The organism is Rhodoferax sp., from assembly GCF_011391645.1.
Taxonomy (GTDB): domain Bacteria; phylum Pseudomonadota; class Gammaproteobacteria; order Burkholderiales; family Burkholderiaceae_C; genus Rhodoferax.
Genome location: NZ_JAABQC010000074.1, coordinates 1 through 14,162 on the forward strand (window position 1 = coordinate 1; position 14,162 = coordinate 14,162).

Consider the following 14,162-nt stretch of genomic DNA (forward strand, 5'->3'; position numbering starts at 1 on the left):
GGTAAGCAGGCGGTTCTCCTGCAGCGGCCTTAGCGAGGTCAGGGGTTTCGAAGACGCCTAACACGCGGAAGGAGATCGTTCCCATCACCGTCTTCTCGCCGCCATTCAAGGCGCTAATCCCGGTTATGCTGTTCGCCACGAGACGTCGCGGACCATTGAAGATGACCCCATCACCCCCGTATTCCTTTTTCAAGGTATCTGCATCCAGAGCGCGGAAGCGGGCGTCCATCACCTCGTTGGACGCTTCAAGGTCCAAGCCGAGGGAATTGTGGTAAAAGCCGACCCCGCTGCCGTCGGCCTGGCGGTTCATGAACAGAATTTCGTAGAAGGCCTTGCCGCGCCAGTTCTCAACCTCGATCTGGACGGGGTCCTTCAGGGCAACTTTCTGTTCGGAAAAGGCCGGCGCCATGGCTCCCCCCAGCGCAAGCGCCAGTACGATTGCCTTCGCGGATGTGGTTGTCATTGTATTCATTTGTTTTCTCCTAGCTATTTACCGCCTTGTGACGGTGGTTGATTTACTGATGTTCACGCACTCTATCGACTACTCCAACGATTGTGGCTCGGGAAAGCTCCATGTCCCGTTTATGATCTCCTTCTTCGGCTGATACATCCGCACGATGTAATTCCATCCGGGAGTGACCGGCAGATTGTTGATGGCGTTCGGGCCACCGCCGAAATTGATCGTGATGCTTCCGTCCGCGTTCTTTTTGGCGGTCACGTTATTGTAGGAATAGACGTTCTGGTCGTTCTTTTCCATGTACCCATCCTTGTTATAGACGGTAATAGACCAGAAGCCGTTGACCGGCACGTCTTTCACTCTAACCAAATAAGGCGTCTTGCCGTCATTTTGTGCCGGCACAACGTTGGCATACATAGCGGCTTTTTCAGGGTTGCCGCCCCAGCCGTAAGCCGTGCCCAGCAGATGACTGATCGGGTTGAGCTTGGCTTTGTCCCCAAACATGCCCTTGGCACTGGTGCGGGTCGAAGCCAGAACATTGATGGCATCGCGGACCTTTTTCAGCGACGTCTCGTCCCAGTTTGGAACTTCAAACGTCCCCGGGTTTTTCTGCCGCACGGCGATCTTGTCCTGAGCGGCGTTGGCGGCCTGGATGTCCGCCGGGTCATTGGCATCGACGAAGGTGCGCAGGAGCACGATGGTGTAGCGCGTCCCGACTTTCTTCCGTGTCAAAGTGAACTCGCCAGCGCCGTGTTCGATAGGCAACATCGAATGGTCTTGGCTGATGACCATCATGGACTGGAAGCGCCCAGCGGAATCCGGCTTGACGATGGTGACCGGCTCGGTAAGGTCGAATATGCCGGCCGAGTAGAGCGTGTCGCGGTTCATGCGAATCACGCCCTGTTGGTCGATCGGCGTGGGCTGGCGGATGTGCAGGAATTTGCCGAAAGCGCCTTGCTTGGCATAACGGGCGAGCGTCATGTCGGTTTCGGCACGGACGAATGTGTCCACGGTCACCACTTCTGATGTTGCGGCAATGGGTGATGAATTGGTCATGGATTTCCCTGGAGGTAGTTTGAAATCTGGCTTGCGAGCCAATGGATTAGATTGATGACAAAAACTATATAGCATACATCCCGGATTGTCACTACTCTGTATGCTTTGCAAGCTCGGGTGCACTGGGCTTCCGGTAAGCGGGTATTCGTGGCCGTCGGCTTTCGCTGCGCAAGAGTCACCCATCAAAAACACCCGTTCCGGCAGCGTTGCAACCCGTCAAAGAGTGCCAGCTGAATTGGGCACTGACTCACTGGTGATGCTTTTCTGCAGCAGCATCAGGCTGTGCGCAGCGACCTGCACGCTCATGCCCCTGCTGCCTTGCTGGGCGCTTTGCCCATGCAGGTGGCTGGTGTCAAGCACGCCCCGCCAGTGACCGAGTGGCAGGACAAAGTTGACGGTGGTGGCACCGGCGTTGAAAAGAAATAGCAAAGGCCTGGGGCTGCGTCCGGGTTTGCCAATGAGGCACGCCAGTGTGCGATCAGCAGACTGGTGCCAGGCATCATGCTGCAGCACGGTTCCATCAAAGTTCCACCAGGACACGTCGTACACCCCGCTGCCATCGGCAATGCCGCTGTACCACTGGTTGGCAAATGGCTGCAGTTCGTGCCTGAGCGCCAGCAGGTGTTGGGTAAAGGCGAGCAGGTCGGTATCTGCTGCCGACCAGTCGATCCAGGTGATGGCGTTGTCCTGGCAATAGGGGTTGTTGTTGCCCTTCTGGGTATGTCCAAGCTCATCGCCGGCGCACATCATGGGCGTGCCTTGCGCCAGCAGCGTGTTGGCCAGCAGAACGCGCTGCAAACGGGCGCGCAGCGTGGTCACCATGGGGTCATCGCTGGGGCCTTCCTCGCCGCAATTGAAGCTCAGGTTGTCGTTGTGACCGTCGCGGTTGTTCTCGAGGTTGGCCTCGTTGTGGCGCTGGTTGTAACTGACCAGGTCGCGCAGGGTGAAACCGTCGTGGGACACCACATAGTTCACCGATTTGGCCGGTGTGCGGCGGCGCTGCTGGTACAGGTCAGATGAGCCGCACAGGCGCATGGCGAAGTCGCCTCGCGTGCATGCCAGCGGCACGGCGTCGCCAGCTGCCGCACTTTGCACCCAGAAGCGCCGCGTGCAGTCCCTGAACTTGTCGTTCCACTCCAGCCAGCCGCGCGGAAACCCGCCCACCTGGTAGCCGCCCGGACCGGTGTCCCACGGCTCGGCAATCATTTTCACGCGCGACAGCACCGGGTCTTGCACCATGGCAGCAAAAAAAGCGGCCTGGGCGCTGAAGCCCGTGTCGGTGCGGCCCAGCACCGGGGCCAGATCGAAGCGGAAGCCGTCCACGTGCATGTCTTGCACCCAGTAGCGCAAACTGTCCATGACCATTTGCAGCACCTTGGGCTGGCGCAGGTTCAGGGTATTGCCGCAGCCGCTGTAGTTTTCATATTGGCCGAGTCTGTCGGGCGGCAAGCGGTAATAGCTGGCGTTGTCAAGCCCGCGAAAACTGATGGTGGGGCCGCTCTCGTCGGCTTCCGGGGTGTGGTTGTAGACCACATCCAGAATTACTTCGAGCCCGGCCGCGTGCAGCGCGCGCACCATGTTGCGGAATTCGTCACGGGCCGATTGGCCATCGGGTGCGCTGGCCAACTGCGGATTGAGGCAAAAAAAGCCAATGGTGTTGTAGCCCCAGTAGTTGGACAGGCCCTGTTTGACCAGGCGCTCTTCACTGAGGGGGTAATGCACCGGCAGCAGGCTGACTGCCGTGATACCGAGTTGTTTGAAATGGTGGATGGATGCCGGGTGCGCCAAGCCGGCGTAACTGCCACGCAACTCACGCGGCAGCTGCAAGTTGAGTTTTGAGAAACCCTTGACATGGCATTCGTACAGCACGGTGTTGGCCAGGCTGATGTTGGGGGCAGTGTCATTGCCCCAGTCGAATTGGTCATGCGTGACACGGCCCTTGAGCGCCAGTGCCGCGTTGTCATGGGTGTTCATGTGCCCCGGGTGCAGGCGGTCGGGGGTGAAGTGTTCAGAGTGCCAGATGAAATGGCCCACAATTTCCCGGGCATAGGGGTCAAGCAGAAGTTTTGTGGCATCAAAGCGGTGCCCCTTCTCCGGGTGCCAGAGGCCATGCGCGCGCAGACCATACACCAGGCCGGGTTGCGCGCCCGGCAGGTAACCGTGCCAGACATCCTCGGTATGGCATGGCAGTGGCAGGCGCGCCAGTTCGCGCTTGCCTTCATGGTCAAACAGACAAAGGTCCATGCCCTGGGCGTGCGCTGAAAACACCGCAAAGTTGACCCCGTGCCCATCAAAATGGGCCCCCATAGGCCAGGGATGTCCTGCCCGCAGGCCGGCCGAGATCAGGGCGTCCATTGAAAAAATACCGTGGCCAGGGGCGGCAGCGTGAGCAGGATCGACCACGGCTTGCCGTGCCAGGGGGTAGGCTCTGCCGTGGCATTGCCCAGCGGCGTGCCCACATTGCTGCCACCATAGTGGGCGGAGTCGGTGTTGAGTAGTTCGTGGTAGCTGCCGGGTTGGGGCACGCCCAAACGGTAGCCTTGCCAGACTTGGGGTGTGAAGTTGCACACCACCACCACGAAGGTCTTGGGGTCCAGACCATGGCGCACGAAACTCAGCACCGAGCGGGCGCTGTCGTTGTGGTCAATCCACTCGAAACCGGCGGGCACGAAGTCCTGCTGGTACAGGGCAGGGGTGGCACGGTACAGTTTGTTGAGGTCGCGCACCAGATGCTGCACGCCAGCGTGCGCCGGCTTGTCAAGCAAATGCCAGTCCAGGCTCTGGTCATGGTTCCATTCGTTTTCCTGGGCGAATTCGCAACCCATGAACAGCAATTTTTTGCCGGGGTGACCAAACATGTAGCCAAGAAAAGCGCGCACATTGGCGAGTTGCTGCCAGCGGTCGCCGGGCATTTTTTTCAGCAGCGAGCCCTTGCCGTGCACCACTTCGTCGTGCGAGATCGGCAGCACAAAATTTTCATTGAAGGCGTAAATCAGGCTGAAGGTAATTTCGCCTTGATGGTGTTGGCGGTAAAGGGGGTCGCGCGCCATGTAGCTCAAGGTGTCGTGCATCCAGCCCATGTTCCACTTGTAATGAAATCCAAGACCGCCCGCGTAGGTGGGGCGCGACACGGCGGGGTAGGCGGTGGACTCTTCGGCCAGCGTGATGGCCTGCGGGCATTCCACGCCGACCACCTCGTTGACACGCTTCAGGAAGGCGATGGCCTCCAGGTTTTCGCGGCCGCCGTGCACATTGGGTATCCACTCGCCTTCCTTGCGGCTGTAGTCGCGGTAGAGCATGGAAGCCACGGCGTCCACACGCAGGCCATCGACGCCAAAACGCTCCAGCCAATACAGCGCGTTGCCGACGAGAAAGTTGCTGACCTCGGTGCGGCCCAGGTTGTAAATCAGCGTGTTCCAGTCCTGGTGGAAGCCTTCCCGCGGGTCGGCATATTCATACAGGTGGGTGCCGTCAAAGTTGGCCAGTCCGTGGGCATCGCTTGGAAAATGGGCTGGCACCCAGTCCAGGATCAGCCCGATGCCAGCCGCGTGACAGCGGGCCACCAGGCGGCCAAAACCGTCCGCGTCACCGAAGCGGGATGTGGGCGCGTAAATGCCAATCGGCTGGTAGCCCCAGGAGCCGTCAAACGGGTGCTCGCTCACCGGCATCAGCTCAAGGTGGGTGAATCCCAAGTCTTGCGCATAGGGGATAAGCGTGTCGGCCAGCTCGTCCCAGGTCAGCCAGCGATTGCCCTCTTGCGTGATGCGCCGCCACGAGCCAAGGTGCACTTCGTAAATGCTCACCGGGGCGTCCAGTGCATTGGCGGCCTGCCGCTGCGTTGAGGCTGCCACTTTGGCTGGCAGGTGACCCACGACACTGGCGGTGGCGGGGCGCAGCTCGGATTGCAGGGCGTAGGGGTCGGCGCGCGCCGACAGCAATTCGCCACTGCGGGTCCCGATTTCGAATTTATACAGCGAGCCGGCGCTGACGTCGGGCAAAAACAGCTCCCACACACCGCATTCACGGCGCAAGCGCATCGGGTGGCGGCGGCCATCCCAATGGTTGAAGTCGCCCACCACGCTGACGCGCGAGGCGTTGGGCGCCCACACGGCAAAGCGCGTGCCGGCGACCCCCAGCATGGTGGTCGGGTGTGCGCCCAGCACTTCAAAAGGGCGCAAGTGGGTGCCTTCTCCCAGCAACCACACATCCATCTCACCGAGCACCATGGGGAAACGGTAAGGGTCGTCAAGGGTGCTGGTCTGGCCGCTTTGCCATTGCACGCGCAGTTGGTAGGCATCGCCAACCGCCATGGGCACGTTGCCATCAAAGAAATCAGTGCCGGGGCGTTGCGCCAGCGTGGCCAACGAGCTGCCGTCGGGTGACACCACCTGAACCTGGGCGGCGTTTGACATGAAACACCGCACGCTGCATCGCTTTGGCGAGACCTGATGCGGACCCAGCACCGAGAAAGGGTCACCATGGCTGGCGTTGCAAATCAACTCTATGTCGTGGCGTAGCGGCATGGTGGCCTTCCTGGAAGATTGTGTGAGCGGCATCAGGTGGTCAAACTTGACACATGCCAGATCTCGTTGGCGTACTCGGCAATGGTGCGGTCTGATGAAAACACGCCCATGCCGGCCACATTGCGAATGGCGCGCTGGCACCATTGCCCGGGCTGGCGGTACAGCGCATCCACCCGCGCCTGGGTGGCCACATAAGAGCCATAGTCGGCCAGCAGCATGTAATGGTCGCCGCCCCACACCAGTGAGTTGATCAGCGCGCTGTAGCGGCTGGGCTCATCTGGCGAGAACTGGCCGCCGCTGATGGCGTCGAGCACTGATTTGAGCGCCGGGTTGTTGTCGTAATAGTTCAAGGGGTGGTAGCCCGCCACCCGCAGGTCACGGACTTCCGGGGTTTTCAGGCCAAAGATGAAAATATTCTCGTCGCCCACGTTTTGTCGAATCTCGATGTTGGCACCGTCGTCGGTGCCAATGGTCAGGGCGCCGTTGAGCGCCAGTTTCATGTTGCCGGTGCCCGAGGCTTCGGTGCCGGCGGTAGAGATCTGCTCTGACAAGTCGGCGCCAGGCATGATGATTTCAGCCACCGAGACGCCATAGTTGGGGATGAACACCAGCTTGAGTTTGTCGCCGATGCGGGGGTCGTTGTTGATGGTCAGGCCGACATCATGAATCAGCCGGATGATCGATTTGGCTGACTGGTAGCTTGAAGCCGCCTTGCCCGCAAAAATGACCGTGCGCGGCACCCAGGGGGCATCTGGTTCTGCCAGGATCGCCTGGTAGCGGCCAACCACGTGCAGCACATTGAGCAACTGGCGTTTGTATTCGTGGATGCGTTTGACCTGCACGTCAAACAGGCTGTCAGGGCTGACGGTGATGCCGGTGGTCTTTTCGATCAAGTGCGCCAGGCGCACCTTGTTGCTGTGTTTGATGGCCATGAATTGGTTCGCAAACTCATGGTCCTCCAGCCGATCTTCCAGCCGCTTCAATTGGCTGAGGTCGTTTCGCCATGCGGTTCCGAGGGTCTCATCCAGCAGGTTTGACAGCCCCGGATTGGCCTGCGCCAACCAGCGCCGGGGCGTCACACCATTGGTCATGTTGGTGAATCTTTTGGGCCAAAGTGCCGCAAAGTCGGCAAAAATGGTGTGCACCAACAACTCGGAGTGCAGGGCTGACACGCCATTGACCTGGTGGCTGCCCACCACCGACAAGTGGGCCATGCGCACGCGGCGCTCACCGTTTTCGTCAATCAAGGAAAGACGCTTCAGAAACTCGTGGTCGTCCGGGCGGAAGCGCGCGGCGTGGTCCAGAAATTCCTTGTTGATGCGAAAGATGATTTCCATGTGGCGCGGCAGCACCTGCTGCATCAGGCTCACCGGCCAGGTCTCCAAAGCCTCAGGCATCAGGGTGTGGTTGGTGTACGAGAATGTTTTTCCGCAAATCGCCCAGGCATGGTCCCAAGTAAAGCCGTGTTCATCACACAAAGTGCGCATCAGCTCGGCCACGCCAATGGCCGGGTGGGTGTCGTTGAGGTGAATGGCAACGTGCTCCGCCAGGTTGTCAAGCGTGGGGTGCTCGTCGAGGTGGCGTTTGACCAGATCCTGCATCGATGCGGCGACGAAGAAATACTCCTGCTTGAGGCGCAACTCGCGGCCGGCCGGCGTGCTGTCGTTGGGGTAAAGCACCCAGGAGATATTTTCAAACTCGTTCTTCGTGCTGGCGGCGCGGGCGTAGTCGCCGGTGTTGAAGGCGCTCAGGTCAAAATGCGCGGGAGCCACCGCTTTCCAGAGGCGCAGGGTGCTGACTTTGGTGGTTCCGTGGCCGGGCACCACCATGTCATAGGCCTTGGCGGCAACTTCCCCGGCGTGTTGCCACACCGCAACATCATTCTTGTGCGTGACCCAGCCGCCAAAACGCACCGGGTAGGTGATGTCTGCGCGCGGGAATTCCCACGGTGTGCCGTCCTGCAACCAGGAGTCGGGGTACTCCACCTGGCTGCCCTTCTGAATCTCCTGGGCAAACATGCCGTATTCATAACGAATGCCGTAACCAAACGAGGGCAAGCCCAGTGTCGCCATGGAGTCCAGAAAACAGGCTGCGAGGCGACCCAGGCCGCCGTTGCCCAAGGCGGCATCACGCTCCAGTTCGGCAACGTCCTCAAGTTTCTTGGCGTGTTGCGCCAGCCCTGCGGCAGCACCTTCTGTCAGGTTCAAGGCGGCCAGTGCATTGGACAGGCTGCGACCCATCAAAAATTCCATGGACAAGTACACCACCCGTCGCGCTTTATGCTTGCGTTCCAGCGCCTGCGTTGCCACCCAGCGTCTTGAGAGTTGGGCACGCGCCACTTGGGCCGTGGCCTGCATCAGGTCACTGGGGGAGGCGTTTTCTGGCGCGACACCCACGGTGTGCAGGAGATGGGCGTTGATCTGTTCTGAGGGGGTGGAGGCTGAGGGCGTAGCAGAGACGTTCAAGTGGATTCCTTGGGGCTGAGGCGAAATGAGGACGAACCCCTATTTTGCACGCCAACGCGGACGAACTTCACGTTGCGGTTACCACTTTTCGCGTGCGGGACTTGGCGCATCCCTATAATCGCGCCCATTCCGAGGAGCGTTGCAGCTCACGTTACGGGTCAAAACCCGGCGCTGAGTGAGGCTCGGAACCCGCTGCGGCTGTTTTGCCCGGCGATTCACAACGGCGCTCACCCACGACACGTGAGGTGAGTTTTCCCGCCCTGCATGTCGTGGTTGTCACCTTAATTTCTGGAGTGAACCATGAGCGCTGCATCAAAAAAATCTGTTAAACCGGCTGCCCAAGCTGCCGTCAAACCTGCCGACTTCATCATTGCCGACATTGGTCTTGCCGCCTGGGGCCGCAAAGAGCTGAACATCGCCGAGACCGAAATGCCCGGTCTGATGGCCATCCGTGAAGAGTTCGCCGAGGCCCAGCCCCTGAAAGGCGCACGCATCACCGGCAGCCTGCACATGACGATTCAGACCGCCGTGCTGGTGGAAACCCTGACGGCCCTGGGTGCCGAGGTGCGTTGGGCGTCATGCAACATCTATTCAACCCAAGACCACGCTGCCGCCGCTTTGGTGGCCGCCGGCATTCCGGTGTTTGCCTATAAAGGCGAGTCCTTGACCGATTACTGGGACTACACCCACAGAATTTTTGAATTTGGTGGCAAAAAAGCAACAGCTTCAGAGGGCCCCAACATGATCCTGGACGACGGCGGCGATGCCACGCTGCTGATGCACCTGGGCACCAAGGCCGAAACCAACCCCAAGTTGCTCGACAACCCCGGCAGCGAAGAAGAAACCTGCCTGTATGCCGCCATCAAGGCCAAGCTGGCGGTGGACGCCACCTGGTACAGCCGCCGCCTCAAGCACATCATTGGTGTCACCGAAGAAACCACCACCGGCGTGCACCGCCTTAACGAGATGTCGGCCAAAGGCGAGTTGATGTTGCGTGCCATCAACGTCAACGACTCGGTGACCAAGAGCAAGTTCGACAACCTGTACGGCTGCCGCGAGTCTTTGGTGGATGCCATCAAACGCGCCACCGATGTGATGATTGCCGGCAAGGTGGCTGTGGTGGCTGGCTACGGCGATGTGGGCAAGGGTTCCGCCCAGGCGCTGCGCGCCCTGAGCGCACAGGTCTGGGTGACTGAAATCGACCCGATCAACGCTTTGCAGGCGGCCATGGAAGGCTACAAAGTGGTCACCATGGAATACGCCGCCGACAAGTGCGACATTTTTGTCACCGCCACCGGCAACCTGAATGTGATCACCTACAAACACATGGCGGCCATGAAAGACCAGGCCATCGTGTGCAACATTGGCCACTTTGACAACGAGATTGACGTGGCGTCGCTGTCCAAATGCAAGTGGGAAGAGATCAAGCCGCAAGTCGACCATGTGATCTTCCCGGCCAAAGGCAAGACGCCATCCAAGCGCATCATCATGCTGGCCAAGGGCCGTTTGGTGAACCTGGGATGTGGCACCGGTCACCCCAGCTTTGTCATGAGTTCCAGTTTTGCCAACCAGACCATCGCGCAGATCGAACTGTTCACCAAGCCCAAGGAATACAAAGTGGGCAAGGTCTATGTGTTGCCCAAACATCTGGACGAAAAAGTGGCGCGCCTGCACCTGAAAAAAGTGGGCGTGCAATTGTCCGAGCTGACCGACGAGCAAGCTGCCTACATTGGCGTGAGCAAGTCAGGTCCGTACAAAGCCGACGCTTACCGCTATTAAGAAGCCGATGCGCATTGACCAACTGTTGGTACAGCGCGGCCTGGCCAGCACCCGCTCCCAGGCCCAGCGCCTGATTGCCGGTGGCGTGGCCTGGCAGCAGGGGGTGGACTGGCGTCGTGTCGGCAAGAACGGCGACGACGTGCCCGAAGATGCAGAACTGCGGCTGCTCGATGACTCTGAGGCCCGGTATGTTTCCCGCGGCGGCCTCAAGCTGGAGGCGGCCCTGAAACAGGTTGGCCTGTCGGTGACAGGCTTTCAGTGCCTGGACGTGGGGCAAAGTACCGGTGGCTTCACGGATTGCCTGCTGCAGCAGGGGGCCCGATTTGTGGTGGGTGTGGACGTGGGCAGTGCCCAGCTGCACCCAAAATTGCAGGCCGATCCCCGCGTATTGGGCGTGGAAGGTCTGAATGCGCGCGCGCTGGACGCTTCTGATTTGGTGGCTGCTTACGAAGAAAGCATGGGTGCCGAGGGTCAATTTGACGTTGATGAAGACGACGGCGTTGCGCACGCCTTTGAGTTTGTGCCCGAGTTTGACTTGATCGTCGCCGATTTGTCGTTCATCTCGCAAACGCTGGTATTGCCGGCGGTGGTGCCTCTGCTCAAGTTGGGCGGCATCTTGCTGACGCTGGTCAAACCCCAGTTTGAACTGCAACCTGGCCAGGTGGGCAAGGGCGGCATTGTGAAGGATGCGTCGCAGTACCTGGTTGTCGAGCAACGCCTGCGCGATTCCTGCTTAGAGCTGGGTTTGCAGGTAACCCATTGGTTTGACTCACCGATCACCGGTGGAGATGGGAATCGTGAATTTTTTATTTGCGCAACAAAATATTGAAGAGAGACCGTGATGACTTCAGCCGCCCGTTTTCCTGTCAGTGTCGAGTTTTTCCCTCCCAAAACACCCGAGGGTGTTGAAAAATTGCGGGTGGTGCGTCTGCAGCTTTATGCCTTGCAGCCCGAGTTTTGTTCGGTAACGTTTGGCGCGGGTGGCTCCACACAGGAGGGCACTTTCAGTACTGTGCGCGACATTTTGAGCGAGGGCGTGAGCGCCGCCTCGCATTTTTCGTGCATTGGTGCCACGCGTGACCGGGTGCGCGAGCAATTGGCCACGCTCAAGGCCATGGGCGTGACGCGCCTGGTGGCGCTGCGCGGAGATTTGCCAAGCGGCTACGGTACCGGCGGAGAATTCCAATACGCCAGCGACCTGGTGGCCTTTATTCGCGCTGAAATGCCAGACGATTTTCATATTGAAGTGGCGGCCTACCCCGAAACCCACCCGCAGGCCAAGTCGCCCGAGGCTGATTTGAAGGCTTTTGTCACCAAGGTCCAGGCCGGTGCCAATTCGGCCATTACCCAGTATTTTTACAACTCCGATGCCTACTTCCGCTTTTTGGAGGATGCTGACGCATTGGGTGTGAGCGTGCCGGTGGTGCCAGGCATCATGCCGATTGCCAGTTCATCGCAACTGATGCGCTTCAGCGATGCCTGTGGGGCTGAGATACCGCGCTGGATTCGATTGCGGCTGCAAGGCTTTGGCGATGACAGCGCGTCCATCAAGGCCTTTGGCCTCGATGTGGTCACGGACTTGTGTGAACAACTGCGCGCCGGGGGCGCCCCTGGCCTGCATTTTTACAGTATGAACCAGAGCGCGGCGACGCTGGAGATATGCCACCGGCTTGGGCTGTAAGCTTCAGCGGCCGTACACATCCTCAAAGCGCACGATGTCATCTTCACCCAGGTAAGAGCCCGACTGCACCTCGATCATCTCCAAAGCCACCCGGCCGGGGTTTTCCAGGCGGTGGGTGGTGCCCAGCGGAATATAGGTGGACTCATTCTCTGACAGCAAAAAGGTGTCATCCCCCTTGGTAACTTTGGCGGTTCCGCTGACCACAATCCAGTGCTCGGCGCGGTGGTGGTGCATCTGCAGCGACAGCGTGCCACCCGGTTTGACCACAATGCGCTTGACCTGAAAACGCTCGCCTGCATCAATACCGTCGTACCAGCCCCACGGACGGAACACCTTGCGGTGGATGCTGCTCTCGGGCCGCCCCTTGGCCTTGAGCGCGTCAACGATTTTTTTCACATCCTGGGTTTTGTCTTTGTGGGAGATCAAAACGGCATCGGCCGTTTCGACCACCACCAAATCATTCAGACCAACGCAGGCAATCAGGCGGCCCTCCGAGAAGGCCAGGGTGTTTTCGCAGTCCTGCAGCAACACATCGCCCTGGGTCACGTTACCGTGGCTGTCTTTGGGCAGCACTTGCCACAAGGCATCCCAGGCACCCACGTCAGACCATCCGGCGTTCAACGGTAGCACCACGCCCGGCGGGAGATTGCCAGAGCCAGACTGGTCGCGGGCTGCAATGCGCTCCATCACGGCGTAGTCAATCGAGTCACTTGGGCATTCGGCAAAGGATTCCTTGCCGATGCGGACAAATTCGCCATCGGTTTTACTCTGGTTCCAGGCAACTTGGCACGCGGACAAAATATCTGCCCGGCAGTGCGCCATGGCTGCCATCCAGATAGAGGCCCGCATCATGAACAAACCGCTGTTCCACAGGTAGCTGCCATCTGCCAGATAGGATTGTGCGGTGGCCAGATCAGGTTTTTCAACAAACCGCTTGATCGTATGGGCCGTCGTTCCGTCGCTGCCGTAAGGGGCGCCCGACTGGATGTAGCCATAACCAGTTTCAGGTGCGTCTGGCGTGATGCCAAAAGTCACGACGGCGCCCGCTGCAGCCAGAGCAGCGCCCTGGCTGACCACTTGCTGAAATGCGGCGATGTCTGTAATCACATGGTCTGCAGGCATCACCAGCAGCACCGGATCAGTGTGGTCCTTGAGAGAAGCCAAAGCAGCGACAGTGAGTGCAGGAGCAGTATTTCTTCCACAGGGCTCCAGCACGACCACGCCGCTCTGGCCCAGCAGGCGCAGTTGTTCAGCGATGACGAAGCGGTATTCTTCATTGCAGACGACCATCGGCGGTGCCAGATCAATGCCGGGCGTGCCTTGAACTCGCCGTACCGTGGCCTGCAAAAGCGACTCTTCCCCGATCAGGCTAAGTAATTGCTTGGGATACTTTTCGCGTGACAGTGGCCACAAGCGTGTGCCGGAGCCGCCTGACAAAACCACTGGCTGAATTAAAACGGGTGAAGTCATAGTCATTAGATTGTTGAGTAAGGGCCAAGCATGGGCATCGCCTTAGCGCGATTGGGCGCATCCGTTGCCGTTCAGGGGATGCAACCCGGTCGGTAAAGCACAGTTCTGCACTTGTGCGAGTGTATTCAAACAGAATGCACAGCAGCAATTTAGTGCCTGTTTAAAGGCTGCCGCCGTGCCAGGTTTAGCCTGACCGACCACTGCGCCGCCACACTCAAGACACGTCAAGCATGCTGCCTCTGTAGGGGCCGAGCGCAGTTGACCTCAATGAAGACCGACGGCAAAGAAGGGCTTTTTCATAAATTCATAAACATTTAAGCAAAACGGTCAAATCGACTGCTAGAATTCAAGGCTTCGCTGATCACGGCGGAGCAAAACTCAGATGTGTATCGAGCGGCAAAATAAATTCCTTAGAACTTAAAAATTTCTAAGGAAAGCGCTAAAAAGGCGTGCTAGAATACAAGGCTTCGCTGATCACAGTGAAGCAAGCAAGAGTGGTGTAAAAGCTGCTTTTAGATCATTAAAAACATACAGCCGATAAGCGTGGGCGTTTGAAGGTAATTACCAAGTTCTTCGGAACTTAGTCTTAATTGGCTAACAAACGCTCATGAAGTAAAAAAGATGTGAAAGTCAGAAATGAAATTCACGTTGATTCCAATTTATGAGTTGCATAGAAATGTGCAAAAAATTCAAGATCGAACTATAGAGTTTGATCCTGGCTCAGATTGAAC

General features: G+C 58.7%; 9 protein-coding genes and 1 riboswitch. Of the genes, 3 read left to right on the plus strand and 6 right to left on the minus strand.

Annotated features, from left to right (window positions below):
• The 5 genes from GPS82_RS09945 to GPS82_RS09965 all read right to left on the minus strand — a co-directional run.
• A partial coding sequence (locus GPS82_RS09945) for a hypothetical protein (RefSeq protein ID WP_296494041.1) occupies positions 1-472 on the minus strand: 472 nt, incomplete at its 3' end.
• A gap of 69 nt (positions 473-541) precedes the next feature.
• Positions 542-1,513, minus strand: a complete 972-nt coding sequence (locus tag GPS82_RS09950) for a DUF1214 domain-containing protein (protein ID WP_296494043.1) — start codon at positions 1,511-1,513, stop codon at positions 542-544.
• A gap of 216 nt (positions 1,514-1,729) precedes the next feature.
• Complete coding sequence (gene glgX, locus GPS82_RS09955; RefSeq protein WP_296494048.1) at positions 1,730-3,868, minus strand: glycogen debranching protein GlgX; 2,139 nt, start codon at positions 3,866-3,868, stop codon at positions 1,730-1,732.
• A complete protein-coding gene (glgB, locus tag GPS82_RS09960) occupies positions 3,856-6,036 on the minus strand; it encodes a 1,4-alpha-glucan branching protein GlgB (protein WP_296494053.1) in 2,181 nt (726 codons plus the stop codon). The genes glgX and glgB overlap by 13 nt, the downstream gene beginning before the upstream one ends.
• Before the next feature lie 32 nt (positions 6,037-6,068).
• Positions 6,069-8,501, minus strand: a complete 2,433-nt coding sequence (locus tag GPS82_RS09965; protein WP_296494059.1) for a glycogen/starch/alpha-glucan phosphorylase — start codon at positions 8,499-8,501, stop codon at positions 6,069-6,071.
• A gap of 125 nt (positions 8,502-8,626) precedes the next feature.
• Positions 8,627-8,737: riboswitch (S-adenosyl-L-homocysteine riboswitch) on the plus strand.
• Between the two features lie 64 nt (positions 8,738-8,801).
• Between GPS82_RS09965 and ahcY the strand changes: the two genes are divergently transcribed.
• From ahcY to metF, 3 genes are read left to right on the plus strand one after another with little or no spacing between them, the layout of a single operon-like run.
• Positions 8,802-10,280, plus strand: coding sequence for an adenosylhomocysteinase (ahcY, locus tag GPS82_RS09970; RefSeq protein WP_296494061.1), 1,479 nt, complete (start codon positions 8,802-8,804; stop codon positions 10,278-10,280).
• A 7-nt stretch (positions 10,281-10,287) separates the two neighbouring features.
• On the plus strand, positions 10,288-11,109 hold the full coding sequence (locus tag GPS82_RS09975; protein WP_296494064.1) for a TlyA family RNA methyltransferase: 822 nt from the start codon (positions 10,288-10,290) through the stop codon (positions 11,107-11,109).
• A 12-nt stretch (positions 11,110-11,121) separates the two neighbouring features.
• Positions 11,122-11,961 carry a methylenetetrahydrofolate reductase [NAD(P)H] gene (gene metF / locus GPS82_RS09980; protein WP_296494066.1) on the plus strand — a complete coding sequence of 280 codons (840 nt, stop codon included), beginning with the start codon at positions 11,122-11,124 and terminating at the stop codon, positions 11,959-11,961.
• A 3-nt stretch (positions 11,962-11,964) separates the two neighbouring features.
• On the opposite strand, the gene GPS82_RS09985 is transcribed toward metF, so the two are convergent.
• A complete protein-coding gene (locus GPS82_RS09985) occupies positions 11,965-13,431 on the minus strand; it encodes a mannose-1-phosphate guanylyltransferase/mannose-6-phosphate isomerase (RefSeq protein WP_296494068.1) in 1,467 nt (488 codons plus the stop codon).
• Positions 13,432-14,162 lie beyond the last annotated feature (731 nt).